This is a genomic window from Tessaracoccus sp. MC1865, assembly GCF_017815535.1.
GTDB lineage: Bacteria > Actinomycetota > Actinomycetes > Propionibacteriales > Propionibacteriaceae > Arachnia.
On record NZ_CP072596.1, the window covers coordinates 2,731,574 to 2,756,757 of the forward strand.

General features: G+C 63.6%; 19 protein-coding genes and 3 rRNA genes. 7 read left to right on the forward strand and 15 right to left on the reverse strand.

The window, feature by feature from the left end; all coding sequences use genetic code 11:
- Positions 1-25 precede the first annotated feature (25 nt).
- Positions 26-1,117, reverse strand: coding sequence for a hypothetical protein (locus J7D54_RS12745; RefSeq protein WP_182764216.1), 1,092 nt, complete (start codon positions 1,115-1,117; stop codon positions 26-28).
- Between the two features lie 29 nt (positions 1,118-1,146).
- The gene (locus J7D54_RS12750; RefSeq protein ID WP_182764217.1) at positions 1,147-2,040 is read right to left on the reverse strand and encodes a ribokinase; all 894 of its coding nucleotides are present in this window, start codon (positions 2,038-2,040) and stop codon (positions 1,147-1,149) included.
- Between the two features lie 127 nt (positions 2,041-2,167).
- Here J7D54_RS12750 and tal point away from each other — a divergent pair, with 127 nt between their 5' ends.
- Positions 2,168-3,244 carry a transaldolase gene (gene tal, locus J7D54_RS12755; RefSeq protein ID WP_182764218.1) on the forward strand — a complete coding sequence of 359 codons (1,077 nt, stop codon included), beginning with the start codon at positions 2,168-2,170 and terminating at the stop codon, positions 3,242-3,244.
- A gap of 23 nt (positions 3,245-3,267) precedes the next feature.
- Here the strand turns inward: tal and J7D54_RS12760 are convergent, their stop codons facing one another.
- Complete coding sequence (locus J7D54_RS12760) at positions 3,268-3,675, reverse strand: hypothetical protein (protein ID WP_182764219.1); 408 nt, start codon at positions 3,673-3,675, stop codon at positions 3,268-3,270.
- Between the two features lie 325 nt (positions 3,676-4,000).
- Here J7D54_RS12760 and J7D54_RS12765 point away from each other — a divergent pair, with 325 nt between their 5' ends.
- Entirely contained in the window at positions 4,001-5,401 is a 1,401-nt protein-coding gene (locus tag J7D54_RS12765) for a PQQ-binding-like beta-propeller repeat protein (RefSeq protein ID WP_182764220.1), read from the forward strand.
- 81 nt (positions 5,402-5,482) lie between these two features.
- Here J7D54_RS12765 and J7D54_RS12770 read toward each other — a convergent pair whose 3' ends face one another.
- The 5 genes from J7D54_RS12770 to J7D54_RS12790 all read right to left on the reverse strand — a co-directional run bounded on the left by J7D54_RS12770 (position 5,483) and on the right by J7D54_RS12790 (position 12,242).
- Complete coding sequence (locus J7D54_RS12770; protein WP_182764221.1) at positions 5,483-6,139, reverse strand: AAA family ATPase; 657 nt, start codon at positions 6,137-6,139, stop codon at positions 5,483-5,485.
- 120 nt (positions 6,140-6,259) lie between these two features.
- Positions 6,260-6,745 carry a hypothetical protein gene (locus J7D54_RS12775; RefSeq protein ID WP_182764222.1) on the reverse strand — a complete coding sequence of 162 codons (486 nt, stop codon included), beginning with the start codon at positions 6,743-6,745 and terminating at the stop codon, positions 6,260-6,262.
- 322 nt (positions 6,746-7,067) lie between these two features.
- Positions 7,068-7,184: ribosomal RNA gene (rrf, locus tag J7D54_RS12780) — 5S ribosomal RNA — on the reverse strand.
- Between the two features lie 108 nt (positions 7,185-7,292).
- Positions 7,293-10,388, reverse strand: a 23S ribosomal RNA gene (locus J7D54_RS12785).
- A 333-nt stretch (positions 10,389-10,721) separates the two neighbouring features.
- Positions 10,722-12,242: ribosomal RNA gene (locus J7D54_RS12790) — 16S ribosomal RNA — on the reverse strand.
- Together the 16S, 23S and 5S rRNA genes form the textbook arrangement of a ribosomal RNA operon.
- 596 nt (positions 12,243-12,838) lie before the next feature.
- Here J7D54_RS12790 and J7D54_RS12795 point away from each other — a divergent pair.
- Together J7D54_RS12795 and J7D54_RS12800 are read left to right on the forward strand one after the other, a co-directional pair.
- Positions 12,839-12,988, forward strand: a complete 150-nt coding sequence (locus tag J7D54_RS12795) for a hypothetical protein (protein WP_182763401.1) — start codon at positions 12,839-12,841, stop codon at positions 12,986-12,988.
- Positions 12,989-12,999: 11 nt separating this feature from the next.
- Complete coding sequence (locus J7D54_RS12800) at positions 13,000-14,049, forward strand: nuclease-related domain-containing protein (protein WP_209455136.1); 1,050 nt, start codon at positions 13,000-13,002, stop codon at positions 14,047-14,049.
- 49 nt (positions 14,050-14,098) lie between these two features.
- Here J7D54_RS12800 and J7D54_RS12805 read toward each other — a convergent pair whose 3' ends face one another.
- The 6 genes from J7D54_RS12805 to J7D54_RS12830 all read right to left on the reverse strand — a co-directional run bounded on the left by J7D54_RS12805 (position 14,099) and on the right by J7D54_RS12830 (position 22,460).
- Entirely contained in the window at positions 14,099-15,526 is a 1,428-nt protein-coding gene (locus J7D54_RS12805; protein WP_182763307.1) for a GH1 family beta-glucosidase, read from the reverse strand.
- Positions 15,523-17,856: an alpha-xylosidase gene (gene yicI / locus J7D54_RS12810; RefSeq protein ID WP_182763306.1), complete on the reverse strand. Its 2,334-nt coding sequence runs from the start codon at positions 17,854-17,856 to the stop codon at positions 15,523-15,525. Before yicI ends, J7D54_RS12805 begins: the two co-directional genes overlap by 4 nt.
- On the reverse strand, positions 17,856-18,737 hold the full coding sequence (locus J7D54_RS12815) for a carbohydrate ABC transporter permease (RefSeq protein WP_182763305.1): 882 nt from the start codon (positions 18,735-18,737) through the stop codon (positions 17,856-17,858). The genes yicI and J7D54_RS12815 overlap by 1 nt, the downstream gene beginning before the upstream one ends.
- Positions 18,737-19,708 (reverse strand): carbohydrate ABC transporter permease, encoded by a 972-nt coding sequence (locus tag J7D54_RS12820; RefSeq protein ID WP_182763304.1) that lies wholly within the window; start codon positions 19,706-19,708, stop codon positions 18,737-18,739. Before J7D54_RS12820 ends, J7D54_RS12815 begins: the two co-directional genes overlap by 1 nt.
- Positions 19,709-19,796: 88 nt before the next feature.
- Positions 19,797-21,119, reverse strand: a complete 1,323-nt coding sequence (locus J7D54_RS12825; RefSeq protein WP_182763303.1) for an ABC transporter substrate-binding protein — start codon at positions 21,117-21,119, stop codon at positions 19,797-19,799.
- 156 nt (positions 21,120-21,275) lie between these two features.
- Positions 21,276-22,460, reverse strand: a complete 1,185-nt coding sequence (locus J7D54_RS12830; protein WP_182763302.1) for an ROK family transcriptional regulator — start codon at positions 22,458-22,460, stop codon at positions 21,276-21,278.
- A 114-nt stretch (positions 22,461-22,574) separates the two neighbouring features.
- Between J7D54_RS12830 and J7D54_RS12835 the strand changes: the two genes are divergently transcribed.
- On the forward strand, positions 22,575-23,066 hold the full coding sequence (locus tag J7D54_RS12835) for a DUF456 domain-containing protein (protein WP_182763301.1): 492 nt from the start codon (positions 22,575-22,577) through the stop codon (positions 23,064-23,066).
- Between the two features lie 7 nt (positions 23,067-23,073).
- Here the strand turns inward: J7D54_RS12835 and J7D54_RS12840 are convergent, their stop codons facing one another.
- Positions 23,074-23,229, reverse strand: coding sequence for a hypothetical protein (locus J7D54_RS12840; protein ID WP_182763300.1), 156 nt, complete (start codon positions 23,227-23,229; stop codon positions 23,074-23,076).
- Positions 23,230-24,062: 833 nt separating this feature from the next.
- Here J7D54_RS12840 and J7D54_RS12845 point away from each other — a divergent pair.
- Together J7D54_RS12845 and J7D54_RS14475 are read left to right on the forward strand one after the other, a co-directional pair.
- Positions 24,063-24,296, forward strand: a complete 234-nt coding sequence (locus J7D54_RS12845) for a hypothetical protein (RefSeq protein WP_182763299.1) — start codon at positions 24,063-24,065, stop codon at positions 24,294-24,296.
- A gap of 128 nt (positions 24,297-24,424) precedes the next feature.
- On the forward strand, positions 24,425-25,138 hold the full coding sequence (locus J7D54_RS14475) for a hypothetical protein (protein ID WP_371811096.1): 714 nt from the start codon (positions 24,425-24,427) through the stop codon (positions 25,136-25,138).
- Positions 25,139-25,184: the final 46 nt, after the last annotated feature.

A 25,184-nucleotide genomic window follows, 5' to 3' on the forward strand; every position in this document is an offset into this window, starting at 1 on the left:
CCCTATCAGCGAAGCTGTGGATAACTTACGGCGACCAGCGGTACATCGCCCCGTCGATCCCCCACATCGCAGAGCCGACGGTGAGCGCAAGCGCGAGGGGCACCATCACCCACGGCGACACCCGGGCGAACAACCGTGCCAGTGGCAACCACAGTACGAACCACGGCAGCAGCAGCGCCCCCATCCCCTCGACCCGCCCCTGCATCAGCGCGAGTACCACTGCCAGCGCCGCCGGGACGATCACCAGCCAGTGCTCCCTCATGTAGATCAGCACCAGCACGAGCACCACTGCCACGGCCACAGCAACCGCATCCGTTCCGGCACCGGCCCACGTCACGCCGTCGGCCTGACCCGTGAGCACTCCCCACACCCGCACCAGCCCGTCCACAGGCGACCCTAGCCCGCCATTACGGCCCGCGAACATCTCCGGGAAGCCGCTCGCCGCACCCATGCGGTAACCGACGTACAGCCAGTACAACCCGAGCCCCAAAGAGCCCAGGACGGCGGCGCCCAGCCGGTCCACGCGCACCTTGGACCGCCAACCACGTTCCCGTCGGCTACCGCCCACACCCGCCAGCCACCACAGCCACAGCGTCGCCAGGTACGGCAGGCCTGACACGTGGGTCAGCCCCGCGAGCAGTCCCATGATCCCGGCGACGAAGGATCTGTGGGTCAGCATCGCCCAGATTCCCCACGCCACAAAAGCCGCCACCCAGCCCTCGGCGAAACCCATCGCCTGGAGCTCTGACCGAGGCGCCACGGCCCAGCAGAACGCCAACCAGAATCCGACGGCGCCCGAGCCGAGTTCATAACCCACCCGCTGGATCCCGATCACCGCCACCACCGAGCCCAGCCACGCTGCTGCCAACAGCGCCAACTCGCCCGGCGCCCCGAGGGCCAGCGGGATGTTGGTCAGCCCAGGCAACAGCGGGAAGAACGCGAACCCACCCGGGACCGCCTCCGGGTACCCCTCCTGCGCGATCCTCAGGTACCACCCCGCATCACCGGCCGTCAGTTGGGCGAGCGGGAAGGCGCCCACCACAGCGGCCAGAGCAGCGATGAACACCGCCTTGACCGTCAGGAATGCGCCGACGCCGCCCACCGCTGATTTCCACACGCCAGCACCCTACCGGCGGGGTCCCACAACTACGCGGTCGGCGGCACCTCGTCACGCCGGGGGTAGGACGCCTGGGCCCCCCGTCGCGTCACGGCGACACCCGCCACCTGCGCAGCGAACGACGCCGCCTCGGCCAAGCCTGACCCCTCCGCCAACCGCACCGCCAACGCACCGACGAATGCGTCGCCGGCGCCGGTGGTGTCCACCGCCTCCACCACGGCGGCCGCGATGTGCACGGGCTCCGACGACCCCTCAGCCACGAACGCCCCCGCACCGCCCATCGTCACCACGGCAGACCGGGCGCCCCGGGCCAGCAGGCCCCGGGCGAGCTGGGCCCCGTCGTCGGGTTCCACGCCCAGGAGGAACGCGGCCTCGGACTCGTTGACCACCAAAGGGTCACATTCGGCGAGCAGCTCGGCGGGCAACTCCCGGGCCGGCGCGGCGTTCAGGACCAGGCGCGCGTTCGGCGCGTGCCACACCGCCTCCACCACCGATTCCATCGGGATCTCCAACTGCGCCACCACGACGGTGGCCTCAGCCAGCAGGTCCGCGTGCGAGGCCACAAACTCCGGGGTCACCCAGCGGTTGGCGCCGGGCGCCACGATGATCGAGTTCTCGCCGTCCGGGGTCAACATGATGATGGCGACCCCGGTGGGCGCCTCCACCCGCGACATCCCAGCCAACTCGACGCCGGCCCCTGCCAGCGAGCCGATCAGCAGGTCCCCGGTGGAGTCCGTGCCGACGCAGCCGAGGAACGCCACCCGACCGCCCACCAGACCGGCGGCTACCGCCTGGTTCGCGCCCTTGCCGCCCGGGGTGAACACGAGGTCTGAGCCGAGGATGGTCTCCCCGCCGTCGGGCCGGTGGTCGATCTCGACGACATGGTCGACGTTCGCCGACCCCACCACGACCACATCCGCCATGTTCGTACCCTCCAGCTCTCGACCGCCGCGTTACGGTCATGGCCAGACTAACGAATCCGTCGCTCCTCGACAGGTGCACCGCAGCGCGACATAGGCTCGAGTCACCACTCCAGGAGAAGGGTTCCCCATGACAGACCGTCTCAAGTCCCTGACAGACGCCGGAGTTTCCATCTGGCTCGACGACCTCTCGCGCGACCGCCTCACCACAGGCAATCTGGCCGAGCTCATCGCGACGAAACACGTCGTCGGGGTGACCACGAACCCCACCATCTTCGCCAAGGCCCTCAGCGACGGCGAGGCGTACGCCGAACAGCTCGCGGATCTCACCGATGTCGACGAGGCCATCCGTCTGGCCACCACCACCGACGTCCGCGACGCCGCAGACCTCTTCCGCGACATCTACGCCTCCAGCAACGGGTTCGACGGTCGCGTCTCCATCGAGGTCACCCCGGACCTGGCCCACGACACCGACGCCACCGTCACCCAGGTCCAGGAACTTTACGACACCGTGGGCCGCGAGAATCTCCTCGTGAAGATTCCGGCGACCAGCGCGGGTGTCCCCGCCATCGCGGAGTCGATCGGGCGCAGCATCTCCGTGAACGTGACCCTCATCTTCGACGAGGGCCGGTACCGCGAGGTGATGGACGCCTACCTCACCGGCCTCGAGACCGCCGACGCGGCCGGGCGCGACCTCAGCAAGATCCACTCCGTCGCGTCGTACTTCATCTCCAGGGTCGACGCCGAGATCGACGCCCGGCTGGAGAAGCTGGGCCACGAAGAGCTGAAGGGCAAGGCCGCCATCGCCAACGCCCAGGTCGCCCTCGGCGCCTACGAGGAGGTCTTCGGCTCCGAGAGGTTCGCCGCGCTGAAGGCGAAGGGTGCCAACCCGCAGCGACCCCTCTGGGCCTCCACGAGCACGAAGGACCCGTCCTACCCGGACACGATGTACGTCAGCGAGCTGGTCGCCCGCGGCGTGGTGAACACCATGCCCGAGAAGACCCTCGAGGCCTTCGCGGACCACGGCGTCGTCGGTCGCCCCATGGAAGGCACCGAGGAGGAGGGCCGCCGGGTCCTCCGGGAGATTTCCGACGCCGGGGTGGACCTCGCTGACGTCTTCCAGGTGCTGGAAGACGAGGGCGTGGAGAAGTTCGCCGTGAGTTGGAGGGAACTCCAGGAGACGGTCCGCGCCGCGTTGAACAACTAGGCGTCGGTCCCGTCGCCCGAGGATCAGGCCTGCGCGCGCAGGTGCCCCTCCGGGCAACGATTCGCTCGCCAGTGCAGACGGCAGTAGAACCCCCCACACTGCACACAGTGGCCGAGGAGGTCGTCGCTCGCGGACTCAAGAGCCTCGACGTCACCCTCGGACAACCGACGGTGGAGCGCTGCGGCGCTGTCGTCGTCCAGTTCGATGGCCTCACCCACGACGCCGTTGTCCAGCCCGCCGGCCTGCATCATCATCCGCCAGCCGTCGGTGTCCGTCCGGTCAGAGTGCAGTTGCTGCGAGCGGGGATCCCAGCATCCCCAGCGCTCCGGCATGTCGCCGGGCCCGAGCACCTCGAAGACTCCGGTGCTCAGGCCGCATTTGGCGCACTGCGGCGCGAAATAGAAACCGCGGCGGCCGGCGTATTTACTCATGGCTCCCAAGATACGACAGCCCGCAGCACGAACCGCCGCTCCGGTACCCTCGCGGGGGCACGAGGAGGAGGGTCGCATGGCTGTGAGGTGGCCATTCAGTGGGCGCGGGGCAAGGCCGCGCGTCGACTTCCAGCGCCCCGACGGCTGGCACCACCTCGACGGCAGGCAGCCGCCAGCTCCACCACAGCCAACCTCACCACCACAGCCTCCTGCACCACCGGCGGGATGGCCTCCTCAACCTCCACCTCCACGGCAGTCGCCGCTGCACCGGCCTGGCCGGCGCCCACAGCGCAAGGCCCGCGGCACACTGCGGCTCTGGGCCCCCGTGATCACGGTCACGATCCTCTCGATCATCGTGCTCGTCGGCGGCTGGAACGTCATCAGCTGGCTGGGCGACCGAGACCCCGGCCGCACCCCGTCAGGGCAGCTTCCGACCGACCCCACAGATCCGTATAGTCCGCCCCCACGCCCCACCGGCGACGTCCCCACCGTGTGGTCGCTGGACCTCGTCGACCTCCGCCCAGATCTGGGCGAGGGCAGGTTCGAGACGTCCCTCAGCGGCTTCATGGACAGCACCCTCGCCATCGATGCCGGGGACACGTGGGCGGTCGTGACGCGCGAGGAACAGGGCGGCAGCACCCGATTGCACGGTCTCGACGCCGCCACCGGAAAGGAGCGGTGGCGCCGCCCCATGGACGGGGTCTTCTGCGCGGACGATCTGCTGGGCGGGCAACTCCTCTGCGCCGAGCCCTTCGAACGGGAGCGGGGCCTCGGCACCAACTGGACCCTCCACCGCATCGACCCCGCCACGGGTGCGACCGCGTCGTCGGCGGACTTCGACGGCTGGATCACCGGCCTTGTCGTCGACCACGGCCACGTCCTGGTCCTCGAACAGCGACTTCCCGCACCGCACGCCCTCATCACCGGCCTCGACGGCGACCTCACGCAGGCCTGGCAGATCGACCTGTCACAGGAGGAGGGCCACGCCGACCTGTTCTCGGACAACCGCATCATCATCCGTCCCGAGGAGTACCCGGAGGGGCCCGCACTGGACCGGCCCCGCGTCCGTCGGGTCGCCGACGGTCTCACGGCCCTCTGGATCGGTGCCCGCACCGCCTTCATCGACGTCCCGAGCGGCCAGCTCGTCGGCATGCCGCACTGCAGCCGGCTCGTCGACGACGGGAACAGGCTGTGGTGCAACGCGGGCAGCAGCGCGGTCGCCTACGACTACCGGCTCCAGCCCATCACCCGCACCGAGGCCGGCGTCCGTCTGGCCTTCCCTTACCGGGACCCGCGCGCAGGCGACATCACCGTCCCCGCCTTCCTGGATCAGGACGGCGCCCTCCTGCGCGTCAACGCCACCACGGGTGCGACGGAGGGCCCGCTGGTCCGCACCGCCATGGGCAGCGCCTTCGGCATGGCCATCCCGCCAACTGCGGCCACCATCGACGGCGTGCTGGTGGTGGCAGACGACACCAAGACCGCGGCGGTCGCGCCCGACGGCGACATCCTGTGGGTGAGCGAGTACGGCTTCCGGCTGCACGAACCGTTCCTGCAGCGCGGCAATCTGCTGTCCGCCGACTTCTACACTCATGAGTTGGACCTGGCCACCGGCGAGATCCTTGGCAGTTGGCGCATCGGTTCGCACGGCTTCGCCGTGGTCGCGGTGGGCGAGCAGCTCGCCACCTACTCCCCGGACCAGCTCGCCCGGCTCGATCTGGACTGAGCCGTCAGGGACGAGCTCGTCCGATGGTCAGCCCGGCTCACTGGAATCTCGCGTCCAGCAGTGCGGTCACGCCACGGGGTCCTACTCCTTGTAGAGGAGGACTTCCTCCTCGAAGCGCTGCTCGATGGTCTGTACCAGGATCGGGTCGACGCCCACTTCGGCGATCTTGGGACCGTCGTTGGAGCCGAACCACTCGCGAGCGGAGTCGATGATCCGCTGCACGGCCTCGTCCTCGTTCACCTGGGAGGTGTCCACCACCAGGTCATAGCTGTCCTCTGCTGCCCAGTTCTCCCCGTAGTAGCGGCGGACGAAGCGGGTCTTCGTGTCGACATCGCGCTCGACCAGTTCCGCGGCGACGCCCTGGGACACCCGGTTGTCCTCCATGACGCGCCTGACCCGGTCTTCGTCCGGCGCCGTCACGAGCACATTGAACACGTCGGAGTGCCCCTTCAGCACGGCGAAGCCGCCGCGCCCCAGGATGACGACGTCGTACTTGGCGGCCAAGGTCACCAGCGTCTTGTTCATCCAGTCGATGGTCTGCGAGGTGTTCTCGTTGAACAGGTCGAGCAATGTCGGGGGCTTGTCGTAGAGCTCCGAGAGCCTGATCAGTCCGAACTCACTGATGACGCGATCGACGAAGGGGCGATCCGCGAACTTCCAGCCCAGCTCCTGGGCTACCCGCTCAGCGATTCGCCCACCGTACGATCCAAGTTTGCGGGAAACGGTAATGGCACTCATGTCAGTCCCTCCTCAGGGAGTCCGCGCTACGGTGCGCCTGCTCGGGTACCCAGTCTACCTGGCGGGTTCCAAATATGTCACGACATTCCTTCGAAGAACAGCCCATGCCCGCGGTACGGATCAGGATTCGATGACGCGTTTCACACGTGCCATCTCGCTGGCGGAGTTCAGCGCCAGCTGGGGAAGCGCGGGATCGATGCTCCGGTACTGGCCCGGACCCACCTCCTTGAACCGACCCTGAGCCATGCCCGCGGTCACATAGCGACCGTGCTTCCCGGCCTCCGCGAGGAAGAGGAGATCGGGCAGGTCGCTCGGCAGATCAGGCGTGCCACCCATCTCGTAGGCCACACCGCCCACCACACCACCCACTTCGAGGATCTCAATCTCCTCGCCCGTCTTGAGGTTGCCCGCGAATGCCTGCGTGACCAGAGCTTGGTAGACCGTCGTCGGAGTCCCCAGTTGCTTGAGTTCGGCTGGGGACGGCGTATTCGTGGTGCCTGCGTAGGGGTTGATGAGTGGGTCGTCGGAACTGTAGTCGGGGAGCACCATCTCGCCGCGCGATCCGACGATCCGCACCGAGACCATGGCATCCGACTTCGCTGCCATGTCATCAATAGTTTCGTAGAAGACCGGCGACGCCAGGATAACTACCGTGGCAGTGGGAGACGGGGGTGCCGGCGTGGGCGTCGCGGCACCGGAAGGAGACGCCGAAGGCGCCGTGGCCCCGCAGGCGGTCAGCATCAGGGCGAGCCCCAGAACGAGTCTTTTCATGGACACAAGCTTCCGGTAGCGGGTGAGACGTGGAGTCTGTCGAAATGCTACCGATACCGTACGCCCGACGCCGACGACCCCGCTGGAGGGCGTTGCAAAAGGGGCTGTAAATGCAACAAACCCCCCGAACGAGGTTCGGGGGGTTTGTTATAAAGAAGTCCGGCGGCGTCCTAGTCTCCCACGAGGTCCCCCTCGCAGTACCATCGGCGCAGAGAGGCTTAACTTCCGGGTTCGGGATGGGACCGGGTGTTTCCCTCTCGCTATGGCCACCGTAACACTATGGGAAATAGCGTTCGGATACACCTTGCTCAAGTCTGTGTTGAGTTGTGTGTTCCCGACCGTATCTCGGGAACCTCACAGTGGACGCGTAGCATCTTTGTAGAAAGACAAGCCCTCGGCCTATTAGTATCGGTCAGCTCCGCACATTGCTGTGCTTCCACATCCGACCTATCACCTCGTGGTCTACAAGGGGCCTTACCAGATTATTCTGTGGGAGTCCTCATCTTGAAGTGTGCTTCCCGCTTAGATGCTTTCAGCGGTTATCACGTCCCAACGTAGCCAACCAGCCGTGCTTTTGGTAAACAACTGGCACACCAGAGGTTAGTCCGACCCGGTCCTCTCGTACTAAGGTCAGCTCTTCTCAAGACTCCTACGCGCGCAGCGGATAGGGACCGAACTGTCTCACGACGTTCTAAACCCAGCTCGCGTGCCGCTTTAATGGGCGAACAGCCCAACCCTTGGGACCGACTCCAGCCCCAGGATGCGACGAGCCGACATCGAGGTGCCAAACCATGCCGTCGCTATGGACGCTCGGGCAAGATCAGCCTGTTATCCCCGGGGTACCTTTTATCCGTTGAGTCCTGGCGCTTCCATGTGCCACCAGAAGATCACTAGTCCCGACTTTCGTCCCTGCTCGAGATGTCTCTCTCGCAGTCAAGCTCCCTTGTGCACTTACACTCGAAACCTGATTGCCAACCAGGCTGAGGGAACCTTTGGGCGCCTCCGTTACCTTTTGGGAGGCGACCGCCCCAGTCAAACTACCCATCAGGCACTGTCCCTGATCCAGATAATGGACCTAGGTTAGATAACCAGAGTGACCAGAGTGGTATTTCAACGATGACTCCACCTGAACTGGCGTCCAAGCTTCAAAGTCTCCCACCTATCCTACACAAGTCACACCGATCACCAATACCAAACTATAGTAAAGGTCCCGGGGTCTTTCCGTCCTGCTGCGCGTAACGAGCATCTTTACTCGTAATGCAATTTCGCCGCCGAGTTCGTGGTGGAGACAGCGCCCAAGTCGTTACTCCATTCGTGCAGGTCGGAACTTACCCGACAAGGAATTTCGCTACCTTAGGATGGTTATAGTTACCACCGCCGTTTACTGGGGCTTAAGTTCTAGGCTTCGCCGTGAGGCTAACCCTTCCCCTTAACCTTCCAGCACCGGGCAGGAGTCAGTGCGTATACATCGTCTTACGACTTAGCACGCACCTATGTTTTTAGTAAACAGTCGCTTGGGCCTGGTCTCTGCGACCCTCAACGCTTTCGAAGTAAATTCTAATACGCATCAGGTCCCCCTTATTCCGAAGTTACGGGGGTATTTTGCCGAGTTCCTTCACCACGATTCTCTCGATCGCCTTAGTATTCTCTACCTATCCACCTGTGTCGGTTTGGGGTACGGGCGGCTAATATCTCGCTCACGAAGCTTTTCTAGGCAGCATAGGATCACTCTTACGACAACCAAAGTTGCCGACACATCATGTCTCAGGCTTAATGAAACGCGGATTTGCCTACGTCTCGCCCTACACACTTGACCCGGTATATCCAAAACCGAGAAGAGCTACCTTCCTGCGTCCCTCCGCAGCTTGCCTACTATGAACTTGGGTCACAGACTCAGTGAAGATCCGTCCGAAGACATCACCACACCTCGCGTGCTTAGCATCATCCAGTTCGGCAGGGGCGATATTTCGCCGGTACGGGAATATCAACCCGTTGTCCATCGACTACGCCTGTCGGCCTCGCCTTAGGTCCCGACTTACCCAGGGCAGATTAGCTTGACCCTGGAACCCTTGGATATTCGGCGGACGGGTTTCTCACCCGTCTTTCGCTACTCATGCCTGCATTCTCACTCGTGTGCTCTCCACGGCTGGGTCACCCCGCCGCTTCACTGCGCACACGACGCTCCCCTACCCATCCACACAACCTTACGGCTTAAACGTGTGAATGCCATAGCTTCGGCGGATAACTTGAGCCCCGCTAAATTGTCGGCGCAGAATCACTTGACCAGTGAGCTATTACGCACTCTTTCAAGGGTGGCTGCTTCCAAGCCAACCTCCTGGTTGTCTCCGCAACTCCACATCCTTTTCCACTTAGTTATCGCTTAGGGGCCTTAGCTGATGATCTGGGCTGTTTCCCTCTCGACTATGAAGCTTATCCCCCACAGTCTCACTGCCGCACTCTCACTTACCGGCATTCGGAGTTTGACTGATTTCGGTAAGCTTGTGGGCCCCCTAGACCATTCAGTGCTCTACCTCCGGTAAGAAACATGCGACGCTGCACCTAAATGCATTTCGGGGAGAACCAGCTATCACGAAGTTTGATTGGCCTTTCACCCCTATCCACAGCTCATCTCCTCGGTTTTCAACCCAAGTGAGTTCGGTCCTCCACGACGTCTTACCGTCGCTTCAACCTGGCCATGGATAGATCACTTCGCTTCGGGTCTAGAGCACGCGACTAAAAACGCCCTATTAGGACTTGCTTTCGCTACGGCTTCCCCACACGGGTTAACCTCGCCACGTACCACTAACTCGCAGGCTCATTCTTCAAAAGGCACGCCGTCACCCCGAAAGGCTCCGACGGATTGTATGCGATCGGTTTCAGGTACTATTTCACTCCCCTCCCGGGGTACTTTTCACCTTTCCCTCACGGTACTTGTCCGCTATCGGTCACCAAGGAGTATTTAGGCTTAGCGGATGGTCCCGCCAGATTCATGCGGAATTTCAGGGGTTCCGCATTACTTGGGGTGACGCTCCAGAGTGATCAACTTACGCCTACAGGAGTCTTACCTTCTCTGCTGTGCCATTCACAGACACTTCAACTTCACTGATCATTTTTTACTCTGTGGCTGCTCGACAGCGCAACCAGAACGGCCCCACAACACCCCGCATGCAACGCCTGTCAGCTATCACACACACGAGGTTTGGCCTCTTCCGCGTTCGCTCGCCACTACTAACGGAATCACTATTGTTTTCTCTTCCTGTGGGTACTGAGATGTTTCACTTCCCCACGTTCCCTCCAACTGCCCTATATATTCAGGCAGAGGTTGCCGGACATGACTCCGGTATTTCAAGGTTTCCCTATTCGGAAATCCACGGATCAAAGCTCGTTTACCAGCTCCCCATGGCTTATCGCAGGTTACAACGTCCTTCATCGGCTCTTGGTGCCAAGGCATCCACCGATCGCACTTAGTAGCTTGTCAAAAAATCTACAAAGATGCTCGCGTCCACTGTGAAGTTCTCAAAATACGGGCGAGCCCAGGACAACAACCACCTCGAAAGGCGACTGCCGGCATGGTCCGCTAGAAGGCGTTGCAAAAGCAACCGACCCTTCAGGACCCAACAGCGTGCTTAACCCTCACTCCACCCAGACCCACGTTCCACTCCCCGAAGGGTTGTACTAATCGGACCAGACTTCTGATCAGGCATGAAAAGTCAATGTTCCACATTCCGGTGCCGGCCGCGCTGGAAACATCTGTCCCAGAACACGACCATGAGCACCACAGTCAAAAACTGTGCTGCTACAGGCTCCTTAGAAAGGAGGTGATCCAGCCGCACCTTCCGGTACGGCTACCTTGTTACGACTTAGTCCTAATTACCGGTCCCACCTTCGACGGCTCCCTCCCACAAGGGGTTAGGCCACCGGCTTCGGGTGTTACCGACTTTCATGACTTGACGGGCGGTGTGTACAAGCCCCGGGAACGTATTCACCGCAGCGTTGCTGATCTGCGATTACTAGCGACTCCGACTTCATGGGGTCGAGTTGCAGACCCCAATCCGAACTGAGACCGGCTTTTTGAGATTCGCTCACCCTTGCAGGTTCGCAGCTCTTTGTACCGGCCATTGTAGCATGCGTGAAGCCCTGGACATAAGGGGCATGATGACTTGACGTCATCCCCACCTTCCTCCGAGTTGACCCCGGCGGTCTCCTATGAGTCCCCGGCATTACCCGCTGGCAACATAGGACGAGGGTTGCGCTCGTTGCGGGACTTAACCCAACATCTCACGACACGAGCTGACGACAGCCATGCACCACCTGTAAACCGACCATAAAGGGGCACCTATCTCTAGATGTTTCCGGCATATGTCAAACCCAGGTAAGGTTCTTCGCGTTGCATCGAATTAATCCGCATGCTCCGCCGCTTGTGCGGGGCCCCGTCAATTCCTTTGAGTTTTAGCCTTGCGGCCGTACTCCCCAGGCGGGGTACTTAATGCGTTAGCTGCGGCACGGAGTTCGTGGAATGAACCCCACACCTAGTACCCACCGTTTACGGCGTGGACTACCAGGGTATCTAAGCCTGTTTGCTCCCCACGCTTTCGCTTCTCAGCGTCAGGAAAGGTCCAGAGAACCGCCTTCGCCACTGGTGTTCCTCCTGATATCTACGCATTCCACCGCTTCACCAGGAATTCCATTCTCCCCTACCTTCCTCAAGTCTGCCCGTATCGGAAGCAGGCTCAGGGTTAAGCCCTGAGTTTTCACTACCGACGCAACAAACCGCCTACAAGCTCTTTACGCCCAATAAATCCGGACAACGCTCGCACCCTACGTATCACCGCGGCTGCTGGCACGTAGTTAGCCGGTGCTTCTTCTGCAGGTACCGTCACTCTCGCTTCGTCCCTGCTGAAAGCGGTTTACAACCCGAAGGCCGTCATCCCGCACGCGGCGTTGCTGCATCAGACTTGCGTCCATTGTGCAATATTCCCCACTGCTGCCTCCCGTAGGAGTTTGGGCCGTATCTCAGTCCCAATGTGGCCGGTCACCCTCTCAGGCCGGCTACCCGTCGAAGCCTTGGTGAGCCACTACCTCACCAACAAGCTGATAGGCCGCGAGTCCATCCTTGACCGCCGGAGCTTTCAAACCAACACGATGCCGTGAAGGCTGGTATCCGGTATTAGCACCTGTTTCCAGGAGTTATCCCAAAGTCAAGGGCAGGTTACTCACGTGTTACTCACCCGTTCGCCACTCGTGTACCCCCGAAAGGGCCTTACCGTTCGACTTGCATGTGTTAAGCACGCCGCCAGCGTTCGTCCTGAGCCAGGATCAAACTCTCCGTTGAAAATTATCAGCACAGACACCCCAAAAGGCACCTGCTCAACTGTCAACTAGTTTGATACCGACAAAATCCAAAAAACTGGACTTTAATCAATATTAATTCAAAGGAATCCATCCCCAACCAAAGCTGGGAGACGGGTTCGCACGACAAGACTCCAAAAAGCCTTGCCAGTGCATGTATTTGGCATTGACTTAAAGCACACTGTTGAGTTCTCAAGTTTCGGGTGCGACCCGCGCATCAAACACACCATTTCCAGTGCGATTTCCGCTTGGGGCAACTCGATCAACTTTACTTGCCGTGTTCCAGCCTGTCAAATCGGCCGGTTTGGCTTGTTCCGTTGAGTTGTATTTGCCGCTTGGGCAACCCGCAGAACTTTACTTGTTGGCCTCCCCCGTGTCAAATCGCTTGATCTGGGTGGATCAGCCCGCAAATAAGCATGAATCCCCATGTGACTGGGGGTTTTGCTTGTTCAGCAGTCGCTTGCGCGAAGGCCAATACTAGACAGACTCTGCGAAGAAGTCAAAATCGGTGTAGGGCTGGGCGCTTCTGCCAGCCGCCTGTGGAGTCGAGCCGCAGGGCAATGTCGTCGTGGCTTGGGCTTGAGCTCCCTCTGGGCGTGGTTCGAGTTCCGGTGGCACAACCGTTTCGCCATGTCGCTCGACCGGGACACCGTCATCGCGTTCCACGACGAGACCCTCCCCGCGCCTGATTCCGGCGGGCTGGCCGCGGTCCGGATGGATCGCGGCTAGCCTCGTCGCCCATGGGGGATGAAGCAACGGGTGTGGTCACGTACAAGCGTTGGAAGCGCTTCGGCAAGGACCGCTTGTACGTGAACCGCGACGACGTCCAGGTGGGTTACCTGGACGTGCTCGCCGGAACGCTGCACCCGGAGTCGCCCGAGCTCAGCGACGAGCTGACGGCTGCCGTCGACTCCTGGCGTCTGACGGTCCCCGAGCCTGGCTCGAACCTGGTTCCTGAGCTGGCGGCCCGCGGCCGGTCGAAAGACCCGGAAGCGCCTGTGCGGGCCGAACCCCACGTCGTGGGTGTGCCGCGCGAGAGCGAGCCCCTGCCGGCTGTCGTAGCGGCGACGTTTCCGCAGCCGGCCGGCGGCGGCGGGTCGAAGGACCCCGAAGCATCCCCAGCATCTGAACCCGTGATGGCTGACCTGGCCGCCAACCGCCCAGGCGCCTCGCTTCAGGCCCAGATCGACGCTGCCCACGCCGCCGGTCAGCGCGCCACCTTCCTGCGGCGCATCTTCCTCGGCAAACATGCCCGTTCCTCCTGGGAGCGGGGCGCCATCGGTGAGCGACTGGTCGCCGCGGAGCTCGAGAAGCTGCAGAGGAAGGACGCGCGCTGGCTGTTCCTCCACTCGATTCCCGTTGGCTCCAACGACTCAGACATCGATCATGTCCTCATCGGCCCCGGCGGCGTGTTCACCATCAACTCCAAGAACCACGACGGCATGAAGGTATGGGTGGGCGGCAACACGTTCATGGTCAACGGCGTGCGCCAGCCGCACATCCGCAACTCCAGATACGAGGCGAGCCGCGCATCGAAACTCCTGACCAAGGCGACCGGCTTCGACGTGAGTGTGCGAGGGGTGGTGGTGCCCGTCAATGCCGACACCTTCGTCGTGAAGGCGGCACCGGAGGACGTCACTGTCATCAACCGGAACCGCCTCGTCAAGCACCTCCGGCGCCTGCCGGAGCGTCTGGCTCAGAACACCGTCGAGGCGGTGTTCGAGCAGGCCTGCCGGAGCACCACCTGGCTCCCTCTGCCGGGCGGTGCCCGGGAGCACCCGAGCTGCTAGCTGCAGGCCTGAGCGCTTCATAGCTGTGCGATGAACACTGCAGACGCGTTCACCCAGGCGATTCGCCCGTGGCGGCCAAACCGCTGTACCACTTGCCGCTGTCCTTGACAGTCCTCTCCAAGGTATCGAAGTCCACCCGGACGATTCCGAATCGCTTGGAGTAGCCATAGCCCCACTCGAAGTTGTCCAGCAACGACCAGACGAAGTAGCCCCGAAGATCAACGCCTTCGTTCAACGCCCGGTGGGCCTGCGCGAAGTGGCGACGTAGATAGTCGAGGCGCTCCACGTCGGGGACTGAACCGTCATCGGCGACCACGTCGTCGAACGCCGCACCGTTCTCCGTCACCATCAATGGGAGGCCCGGGAACTGCCGGTTCAAGGACAGCAGCAACTCGTACAGCGCTTCTGGCGCGATATTCCAACCCATGGCGGTGTGCGGGCCTGGCTGCTCATGGAACTCGACGACGTCGTCGCTGCCCGGCCAAGCCGTGCCGCCGGACGGCTTGTGCCCATCAGCGCCCTGGCGCGGTGATATCCCGTCCCACAGCCCGACGGTGGTGGTCGAGTAGTAATTGACGCCAAGCGTGTCGATGTCTTGGTTGATGAGCTCAAGGTCGCCTTCACGGACGAAGGACCAGTCTGTGACCCCTGCGGTGTCCTGCAGCAGGTCAGGAGGATAGAAGCCTCGCAGCATGGGCCCAGTGAATGCGCGATTGGCGAGGGCATCAATGCGCCTCACGGCCTCGTCGGCCCCTTCCCCAATGCCGCGGAGCACGTGGAAGTTCAGGGTCACTGAGTACTCGGGTGACCCAGTGGACGTAGCGCGCAGAGCCTGAATACCCAGGCCGTGTGCGAGGTTCAGGTGGTGCACGGCCGCCAAGGCGGCGGCCGGTTCCGTGCGGCCCGGCGCGTGCCCACCCTGGCCATAGCCCAAATAGGCACTGCACCACGGCTCATTGAGCGTGGTCCAGGTGTGAATGCGATCGCCAAGTGCGCTGCCCACCACTGCGGCGTATTCTGCGTAGGCCTCGGCCGTGGCCCGCTCGGGCCAACCGCCCCGGTCCTCCAGTGCTTGGGGAAGGTCCCAGTGGTACAGCGTCGCCACCGGAATGATGCCGCGCTCCAGCAGCCCGTCCGTCAGGCGTGAGTAGAAATCCAGACCCGCCTGGTTCACTGCACCCACACCGCCGGGGATGACGCGCGGCCAGGCGATGGAAAACCGGTAGGCCCCCAGGCCCATCTCTTTCATGAGGTCGAGATCGTCTTCCCAGCGGTGGTAATGGTCGCAGGCGACATCGCCCGTGTCACCGTCCGAAACCTTGCCGGGCGTGCGGCTGAAGGTGTCCCAGATCGAGGGGCCTCGCCCGTCCTCGTGGACGGCGCCTTCCACCTGGTAAGAGGCAGTGGCCGATCCGAAGACGAAGCCGGGCGGGAACACGAGACCCCGATCAGGGCGATCAGCATGGTGGAAGCTCATGCCAGGACCTCCGCGACGCCGTCGGAAGCAGCGACAGGGTCGCCCAGGCCCTTCGCCAACCACCAGCCGTCCGCGACATCGCTCGTCGCGCGGATCCCACCCTCGGCTTCGTGGATCTGGAACTCGACGGCGGAGCGGTCAGGGTTCGTCACCCGCACGCTCCTGGCGCCAGACCCGCCGCCGGCGAAAACCCGGAGCGTGAGGCCATCCAGGTAGTCATAGTCAGGGCGGGTGGCGACTGAACCCATGGGAAGGATTGCGCCTGCGCGGACATAGATCGGCAGGCTGGTGAAGCCATGGCTCTCCGTGCGCCAGCCACCGCCGTCGACGACCTCACCGGTGAGCAGCTGGGTCCAGGTGCCGGCTGGAAGGTAGAACTCCACATCGCCCGAGTGGGAGAGGACAGGTGCGACCAGAATGTCTGGGCCGAGCATGTACTGCCGGTCCAGGTGGTCAACCGAACGGTCCTCGGGGAACTCCAGTTGCATGGGTCGCATAATGGGCAGGCCCGTCCGGGCGGCTTCCATCCCGACCCCGAAGAGGTAGGGCATCAGCCGCATCTTGAGGTGAGTGAAGACGCGTGTGACCTCCACGGCCTCCTCGTCGAACGCCCACGGGACCCGGTAGGAGTTCGAGCCGTGGAAGCGGGAATGGGAACCCAGGAGCCCGAACGCCGTCCACCGCTTGAAGACAGCGGGGTCGGGAGTGCCCTCGAATCCCCCGATGTCGTGGCTCCAGTGGGCGAAGCCGCTCAGGACGAGCGACAACCCGCCTCGGAGAGTTTCCGCCATGGACTCGAACGTTGAGGTGCTGTCGCCGCCCCAGTGCACCGGCATGGTCTGGCCACCGGCGGTCGCCGAGCGGGCAAAAAGAACAGCCTCACCTTCGCCACGTTCCTCCACGATGACGTCGAAGACCGCCTTGTTGTAGAGGTGGGTGTAGAGGTTGTGCATCCGCGAAGGGTCTGAGCCGTCATGCCACACAACATCGACGGGGATCCGCTCGGCGAAGTCCGTCTTGAAGGCATCCACACCCTGACGGAGAAGCACCCGAAGCTTCTCCTGGAACCACTTCGTGGCCTCGGGGTTCGTGAAGTCGACCAGGCCCATGCCCGCAACCCACAGGTCCCATTGCCAGATGGACCCGTCCGGGCGCTTGACCAGGTAGCCCTTTTCGGCACCCTCGGAGAACAGCACGGAGCGTTGCGCGATGTAAGGGTTGATCCAGACGCAGAATTTCAGGTCCTTCTCCCGAAGACGCGCGAGCATGGCGTCCGGGTCCGGGAAGGTGCGGCGGTCCCAGACCAGGTCCGTCCAGTTGAATTCACGCATCCAGAAACAGTCGAAGTGGAACACCGAGACCGGCAGGTCGCGCTCCGCCATGCCGTCGACGAAGCTCGCGACGGTGCCCTCGTCATAATCGGTCGTGAACGAGGTGGACAGCCATAGCCCCCAGGACCAGGCGGGGACGACGGGCGGCCGGCCGGTCAGGCCGGTGTAACGCTCGAGCACGTCTTTGGGCGTGGGTCCATCGACGATGAAGTACTCCAGCACCTCACCGGGCACGGAGAACTGGACGCGTTCCACCGCTTCCGAGCCGATCTCGAACGAGACGTGACCGGGGTCGTTGACCAGCACACCGTAGCCGCGGCTGGAGAGATAGAAGGGCACGTTCTTGTAGGCCTGCTCGCTGGAGGTGCCGCCGTCGGCGTTCCAGATCTCCACGGTTTGGCCGTTCTTCACCAGGGGCCCGAACCGCTCGCCGAGCCCGTAGATGGCCTCCCCCACGCCCAGGTCGAGTTGCTCGTGGACGAAGGTTCGGGGCCGGGGCACCGGCGCTCCCTCGCTGGCGTTGTCGATGAGGCCCGGGTCCACCTGGGCGTCAACGTCGAGCTGCAGGTATCCCTGCGCCTTGTGGCCGCTTCCGGTCAGCCGTCGACCGTCGCTCTCGAATGCCAGCTGCCAGGGTGATCCCTGGTTGATGCGGGCCACCAGGCTGCCGCTGGTGAGGGTGGCGTGGTCGGCCGCCATCGACACCGTGCCGGCACCGCCCTCGACGCGGCCGGGCAGGTCGAACCCCTGCACCGGACGGCCGCCGATGTGGTGGGCGATCCGCACGCGGATGACGCCCTCGCAGGGCGACGACAGCGTGGTCGTGAGCACGGCCCGGTTCAGCACGTCGCCGCGCTTCTCGATCTCCTTGGTAGGTGCCGTGATGACCAGACCCGGGCCGTCCGGGGTCTCGTCGGACTCCCAGATGTCGTAGGCCTCCTGCGCATACAGGGGCCGGACCCCGGGCCGGATCTGCCAGAAACCATCGGTGAATTTCATTACTTGACTGCTCCTGCGGTGATGCCGCGCGTGAGGGTGCGCTGGAAGATGAGGAAGAAGATGAGGGTCGGGATGAGGCCCAGCAGCGCCGAGGCCGACGTCGTGGTGACGTCCATGAGCCGGTCGCCCTGCAGGACGGAGATGGCCACGGGCACCGTCTGGTTGGCGTTGGAGACCAGGAACGTGAGCGGGATCAGGAACTCGTTCCAGGTCCAGATGAAGAAGAAGATCAACAGGACCGAGAGCGTGGGGCGACTGATGGGATAGATCACCCGGGTGAGGATCCGCCACCGGCTGGCGCCGTCCATGGCGGCGGCTTCGAGGATCTCCCTGGGAAAGGCCCCAAATACCGACGCCAACAGGTAGGTGCCGAATGCTGCCTGGATGACCGTGAAGATGATGATCACGGACCACACGTTGTTGTAGAGTCCCATGCTTTTGAACATGTAGTAGAGCGGGTAGAGGAGCGCCTCCTGCGGCAGGAGGTTTGCCAGCAGGAACGCCAAGACCACCCAGGAGCGGCCCTTGATTCTGCCGATGCCGATCGCGAAAGCGTTGAGTACGGAAATGATGACTGCGAAGACGGCGACGAGGCCGGAGATGAAGAACGAGTTCCACACCTTCCGTGGGAAGTCGACGCGCTCCCAGAAGGCCATGATGCCGTCGAGGTACAGACCCTTGGGCAGTGCCAATGGGCCTCCTGCGGAGTACTCGGCAGGCGACTTGAAGGAGTTCACCAGGATCAGATAGAAGGGGGCCACAATGGCCACGGCAGCCGCAATGGCGAAGGCGAGGAGCAGCCAGTCCATGGGACGACGCCTGAGCATGCCGCCCCGGCCACGCCTCTTGGTCTGGACCGGAGTAAGGATGTTGGTGGTCATCACAGGCCTGCGCTTTCCTTGCGCTCCATCGCGTTCTGAGCGCGGATGAAGAGAATGGCGACCACACTGATGACGATGGTCAGTGCGGTGGCGATCGTGGCGCCGTAACCCACCTGCTGAGACTGGAAGAACTCGCTGTATGCGTAGTAGGCGGGAACGATCGTCGACGTGCCCGGCCCTCCCCTGGTGAGCACATAGATGGGGCCGAACACCTTCAGCGCTGCGATCGTGCAGGTGAGGGTGACAACGAAGATCTCTGGACGGATGATGCTGACGGTGATCGCCTGGAACCGCTGAATCCAATTGGCGCCGTCGAGTTCCGCGGCTTCGTACAACTCGGGGTTCACTCTCTGGAGGGCGGCCATGAAGATGACGACGGGGTAGCCGATCTGGATCCACACGAGCACCACCATCATGCTGGCGAGCGCTGTATCAGGCGAGCCCAGCCAGTTGTGGGTGAGTGAGCCCAGGCCGACGCCCTCGAGGATGGTGTTCAGGGCACCGTCCTGAGGCCGCAGGATCCAGCCGATCACGATGCCCGCGATGACCGCCGGCAGGATCTGAGGCAAGTAGTACGTGGCGCGGAGGAAGCTGGCGACCTTGCCGCCGAATTTGCGTCCCACCAGGTCGAACAGGAGCGCCGCCAGGATGAGCCCGATCGAGGTGGGCACGATCACCATGGCGACGATCATCCAGAGGCTGTTGCTGAACGAGGCCCAGAACTTGTCGTCGCCGAAGAGCTTGAGCCAGTTGTCGAAGCCGATGAACTCGGGAGGCTTGATGCCACGCCAGGACGTGAAACTCAGGTAGATATTCCAACCCAAGGGGATGAGCACCACCAACGTGAGCAGCGCGAAGCCGGGAATCAGGTAGAGCCAGTAGATGAGCGAGCGCCGGCCACGTTCAGGGATCAGCGGCTCTTCGATGGATCGCGGGCGTTTGGCTCGCTTGATGGTGGGAACAGCAGTCACAGCCCTACTCCTTCGTGGGGTGGCGGCTCGGGTGAATGGTGCGAGGGTCGAGTGCGGGGCGGCCGCGTGGCCGCCCCGCCGATGCCGACTAGCTGACCTCTTCGGCGTAGGAGTTGTACTCCGCCGCGAGACCTTCCCGCACCTCAGCCGGGCTCTTGGTGCCGTTGACGAGTTCCTGGAGCTGGGCGACGATCACGTCGTAGAAGGTGGGGGTGGCCCAGTCGGGGTAGAAGGACAGGCCGTCCTGCTCGTTGACCGCGTTGAACGCCTGGATGAGTTCAAGGCTCTTCTCATCGGTGATGTCAGCCTCGTCCGCTGCGACGGGAAGGCCCCCGTTGTTGCCCAGGATTGCCTGGATTTCGGGGCGCATGGTGATGTCGATGAACTCGTAAGCGAGCTCCTTGTTCTCGGCATTCTCGGGGACGACCCAGAGGTTGCCCGAGGAACCGAGGCTGAGCTCGCTGCCGGGGAACGGGAACAGCCCGAATTCGAAGCCTTCGATTTCATCGACGAAGCGGCCGTACCACCACGAACCGGAGACGAACATCGGCGACTGCCCACCCATGAAGGCCAAGCCCGCATCCTCCGCCTTGATGCCGGAGACGTCTTCAGAGATATAGCCCTTGTCGACGTACTCAAGAAGAGTGTCGGTGGCGTAGGTGATGGGTTTGCCGTTCCAGTCGAGGGGGTTTTCATACAGCTGGTAATCATTGACCCACTGGCGGTCAGCCTGACTCAGCGCGAGTTGGTACCACAGCTGACCGAGCGGATACTCGAGGCCGGCGGTGGCCAGTGGGGTCACACCCTCGGCCACGAAAGCATCCATGACAGCGATGAAGTCCGCGTAGGTGGTAGGCACCTCAAGGCCTGACTCCTCGAACATCGCCTTGTTGTAATAGACGGTCACAAACTCGCCGTAGTTCGGGATTCCGTACCAGGGGCCAGAGCCCATCACGCCGTTCTCGTTGTATCGTGCCGTCGTCTGGAGCGCCGGTGCCAGTTTGTCGTCCCAGCCGTATTCGTCGACGGCGCCGCTGATGTCGGCCAGGAGGCCCTGGCTGGCCAGGAGCCCAGCCGTCGCGTTGCCCTTGTTGAACTCCATCACGTCAGGCGCCTCGTCCGAGTTGAGGACCTGGCTGGCCGTCGAGCGGATCTGTTCGAAACTCTTCTCCTCGAAGTTGACCGTGGCTCCGGTCTCCTCCTCGAAGATCTTGATGGCCTCATCCCAGGCAATGCCCATGGCCGAATTGGCACCTTCGTAGTGCCAGAGAGTCAACGAGCCGCCCTCGCCGGAGGCGCCAGCCCCGCCGTTGGTCGCCTCGGCGGGTTCAGGGTCCGACGTGCCGCCAGCGCCACATCCGGTCAGCAACAGCGCCGCGACGGCCGCTGCACTCACGATCTTCTTGAGCATCACTACCTCCTTGTAGGACTGCGAGCCAGCAGGCTGCTGGGGCACTCCGATGCTTTGTTTGCGACTCGAACATATCCCGCCGACGAACGTCTTGCAAGAGTTCTGGGGATTTAGTTGTACTTCGTTACAAACCGAGGCTGCCGCGGTGCTGTGAAGTCAGGTCAAGGCGGACGGAGCAAGGATGAACTCGGAGAAGACCAACTCGGCGGCACCGAGCAGCACCGCGTCGGGCACATTGGCGGGCAGGATCGTCAGGTCGCGCCGGCTTGACCGGATGGCCTCAGGCACCAGTTCTTCGACCGTTCTCCCCGCCACAAGGCCGGCGAGGAACCCGGCGATCAGGATGGTCCCGGGGTTGAAGAGATTGACGATGTTGCGCAGGGCGACGGCCAGATGGGCCAGCAACTCTTCGTTGAGCTCATGGAGGCCCGGCTCGTCGCGCCGGCTGCGCCACTCGTCGACGAGTTCCTCGATGGTGAAATCGGGATTGCCGAGCGCTTCGCCCAACTGAGCGGCTGTGACCTCCGCTTCCAGGCATCCTCGGCCACCACAATGGCACTCCTTGCCGCCCGGATTGACTGCCACGTGCCCGATCTCGCCGGCGAACCCCTGGGCACCCACCAAGAGGCGTCCGTCCTCGACCGCTCCCCCGCCGATGCCCGAAGGCCCGCCGATGATGTAGAACAGGTCGTCGCGGTTCACACCGGCCCCGAACGTCGTCTCGGCGCGAAGCGCGAGGATCGCCGCGTTGGCGGCCCAGGTGGGCGCACCCAGCGCTTCGGCAGCGTGGCTGGAGAGCGGCTCATCCGTCCATCCCAGGTGGGTGGCCTCGCTCACCGAGCCGTCCTGCAGGCGGATCTGCCCCGGGACGGCCACCCCAGCGCCCAGGAGTCGCCACTCTGGATGACGTTTGAGCATGTCGTTTGCGGCCTCGGCGGCCAGTGCCGCCACGGTCCGCGAGGATGGGAGATCATCAAGCGGCAGCGAGACCCGCTCAAGAATGCGACCTCCCGTGGCGACGGCGGCCACCCGCAGCATCCCCACCTCGGGGTTGATCGCGATGGCCACCAGGCCGGGGTCGAGCGACACCACGGGGCTGGGCCTTCCGGTGCCGTTCGGCACCGGTTCCGACTCCGTTGCGATGCCCAGCTTCACGAGTTGCGCCACGAGTACGCCCATGGTGGATCGGTTGAGGCCCAGCTGCCTGGTGAGCGCTGCACGCGTTTGGGGGCCACCTCGATGCAGCAGATCCAGCAGGCGCGACACGTTCACCTCACGGATTCGTTCGGTGTTGGCAATCCCCGGGGTGTGACCGGGAGGTCGGCGGGTGACGGCGGGCATGCCCAGACGGTACTCCACCGCCGAACGGCTGGCCCCATGGCGAGGTGTCTGACCGCATGAAAGCGCCCACAGTCCGCACTCGCACCAGCCTGCGGTACGGCATAGTCTTGCCGGATGACAGCAGAGATGATCGCCGCGCTCGCCGCCGGCGTCCTGGCCCTGGTCGGGCTCACGGGGATCGTGGTGCCCGTCCTCCCCGGCAGCCTCGCCATCGGCGTCGGCGCACTCGTGTGGGCGATCTGGGGTGGCTCGTCCTGGGGGTGGATCGCGTTCGGCTTCGCCGCCTTGCTGCTGATCTTCGGTGCCCTCAGCAGCTGGATGCTGACCGGCCGCTCGCTCCAGCAGCGTCAGGTACCGAAATGGCCGGTCGTCGTCGGTGTCGTCGCCGGGGTCGTCGGCGTCTTCGTGCTTCCCGGTTTGGGCCTGCCGATCGGCTTCGTGCTCGGCCTGCTCCTGGCGGAGTGGTACCGGCTACGCGACTTCCGCATGGCGCTGGCCACCAGTTGGACGACAGTCAAGGCGCTGGGGATGGGGATCCTGGTGGAACTGAGCTGCGCGATGGCTGCGGTGGTCATCCTGGCGGTCAGCATCGCCACCGCCTGGTGAGCCGGTCTCAGAGGCCCAGCACGCCCAAGGCCCCGTTGACGATCGAGCCGGAGTCCAGGTGATTCTCCCGGTAGAGCGCGTCGATCGAGCCGCTCTGGCCGAACCCGTCGACGCCCAGCGACGCCGCAGGGACCCCGAGGGCTCCGCCCAGCGTCGGCGGCAAGGATGTCGTCCGGGTAGCGGGTGGGCTCCGTGCCGAAGCGGAGGACGGCGCACGGAGATGAAGTATCCGCCGCCACCCCGGGGGTGGGGTTGGGCTCCCACTCGCGCACGAGTAGCAGCAGAGGCCAATCCTCATGGCCTCGGCGCGGAGGGCGTAGGTGAGGTCGCCGACGAGGTCGCGGCGGGGCACCTCGCCCCCGTTCCACCGGTGCTTGTGCGGGTTGTTGGTGGGCCACCGGGCAGAAGCCCTCGTGGTGCTTGGATGAGTACGACGCAGCGAGCGCCGGCGCGCTTGAAGAGGCGGCCCAGACCGCGGGGTCGAACGCGGCGGCGGTGAAGTCGGCCGGGAAGTGGCGGTGCACAGGGTCTGCGACGTAGCTGCGGGCCTGGTGGTCACCGTCCTGGCTGCGGAACGGTCCCGTAGACGGAGGCGTAGTACCACTCAGCGTGGCCGCCGAACAGGTCGTCAGAGGGTGCGTCAGGCGGAGACCGAGAAGATGCCCCAAAGGATGAAGATCCCGAACTTGGCCAGGTGGTGCCGGGCCGGGATCTTTCGGGTATCGAGCTCGGTTCAGGTCAGTGGCGTGTCCCTGCTGTGCTCCTCGTTGTGCTGCAGCGTCGGGGAGACGATACCCGTAGCCAGGAGAGACACAGAGGGCGGCTCTTCTCTGCGCTCGACCCCGCCAGATGCGTGAATGCGCTACAAAGTAGAAAGTCTGTAGCGCTCAGACCGTACTCGGCTCACGGACAAGGCCCGCCACGAAAGCCATGTGTCTCCCGGTCACAGTGCCGAGAGAAACGCAATGCATCTCAACGCACGAGGGAAAGGAACTCATGACCGCGCGAGACGACATCCTCGAGGCCGCCAAGTCGCTGGAGGCGTCCAGTCCAGACGGAACATTCAGTCCAGCCGATGTCATCCGTTGGCTGCGGCAGCGCCAGACCCGGCTCACCGACAGCACGATCCGGACGCATGTGGTGTCGCGCATGTGCGTGAACGCACCTCCGAACCATGCCGTGGTGTACGCGGACCTGGTCAGGGTCGGCCACGGGAGGTATCGACTCTAGACCACGGATGACACGCCGAACAGCCGGCGCGTCTGGCACAACGACGAAGTACACGGGCTCGGCGAGCGGGTCCACGTACCGACCTTTGCCCTCCGGCAAGCCCTGGCCTGGTGGTCGGTGCCGAACTGGTGCGCAGACACCCAGACTCGCTTCGCCTCATTGAGGTGTTCCCCCATCAATACGGTCCGGCCCTCACTGTCTGGAAGACGCCGGAGGGCCGGATAGGGTCGCATGGCCATCCTCTGGCGCTCCTCACGCTCGGCGCAGAGATGCACATCACCCCGCTTGGAGAAGCGGCGCTCGAGGGACGGCTGAATTGGCTGGACGTGCTACTCGCGCCAGATCGACGTTTCGACGTGGTCGAGCGCCTGGAGGTCCAACTCCACCTCTCGCCACCAGCCTCGACCCCCACGACGCGCGCTATGAGCATCGGACCGCGTGTAATCGCCGCGTTCCTCCAACGGACGGCGCTGGAACGCGACCGCTGGGTACTGACGAACGGCGCCTTCTTGGACGACGAGGGCTCCGGAGCTCATGGGGAGTTGTTCGACTCGATGCCTGAGGCGGCCAAGGACCGGACGCGTCACCAACCAAAAGGCCATCCACTGGAACTCGTCGCGTCGCGATACTGGTTCTTGTGCCCGATCCAGGGAGGAGAAGCCGGTGCCCCTGTTCGTGCACTGGACACCACCGAGGGGATCATCTGGATCGGGGATCGACGTATCTCCATGATGAGCGAGTTTGAGCGCCTCGGGCGGAGTCTTGACCGGTTGGTCAACGAGGTCATGCCTCCTGCCATGTCGGGCCCACCGCGACAGCCTCCGTGCGGGCGTGGGAGGTGATGAGATGAGCTCGACGACTCCCTCCGTCCCTTGTTAGAGGCCCCGC

Excerpts from the sequence above, each read along its gene's own strand:
- J7D54_RS12800 (WP_209455136.1), top strand. The coding sequence starts at position 13,000 with ATGGGGGATGAAGCAACGGGTGTGGTCACGTACAAGCGTTGGAAGCGC.
- J7D54_RS12825 (WP_182763303.1), bottom strand. The coding sequence starts at position 21,119 with ATGCTCAAGAAGATCGTGAGTGCAGCGGCCGTCGCGGCGCTGTTGCTG.
- J7D54_RS12770 (WP_182764221.1), bottom strand. The coding sequence starts at position 6,139 with ATGAGTGCCATTACCGTTTCCCGCAAACTTGGATCGTACGGTGGGCGA.
- J7D54_RS12815 (WP_182763305.1), bottom strand. The coding sequence starts at position 18,737 with ATGACCACCAACATCCTTACTCCGGTCCAGACCAAGAGGCGTGGCCGG.
- tal (WP_182764218.1), top strand. The coding sequence starts at position 2,168 with ATGACAGACCGTCTCAAGTCCCTGACAGACGCCGGAGTTTCCATCTGG.
- J7D54_RS12805 (WP_182763307.1), bottom strand. The coding sequence starts at position 15,526 with ATGAGCTTCCACCATGCTGATCGCCCTGATCGGGGTCTCGTGTTCCCG.
- yicI (WP_182763306.1), bottom strand. The coding sequence starts at position 17,856 with ATGAAATTCACCGATGGTTTCTGGCAGATCCGGCCCGGGGTCCGGCCC.
- J7D54_RS12835 (WP_182763301.1), top strand. The coding sequence starts at position 22,575 with ATGACAGCAGAGATGATCGCCGCGCTCGCCGCCGGCGTCCTGGCCCTG.
- J7D54_RS12830 (WP_182763302.1), bottom strand. The coding sequence starts at position 22,460 with ATGCCCGCCGTCACCCGCCGACCTCCCGGTCACACCCCGGGGATTGCC.
- J7D54_RS12775 (WP_182764222.1), bottom strand. The coding sequence starts at position 6,745 with ATGGCAGCGAAGTCGGATGCCATGGTCTCGGTGCGGATCGTCGGATCG.
- J7D54_RS12760 (WP_182764219.1), bottom strand. The coding sequence starts at position 3,675 with ATGAGTAAATACGCCGGCCGCCGCGGTTTCTATTTCGCGCCGCAGTGC.
- J7D54_RS12845 (WP_182763299.1), top strand. The coding sequence starts at position 24,063 with ATGACCGCGCGAGACGACATCCTCGAGGCCGCCAAGTCGCTGGAGGCG.
- J7D54_RS12750 (WP_182764217.1), bottom strand. The coding sequence starts at position 2,040 with ATGGCGGATGTGGTCGTGGTGGGGTCGGCGAACGTCGACCATGTCGTC.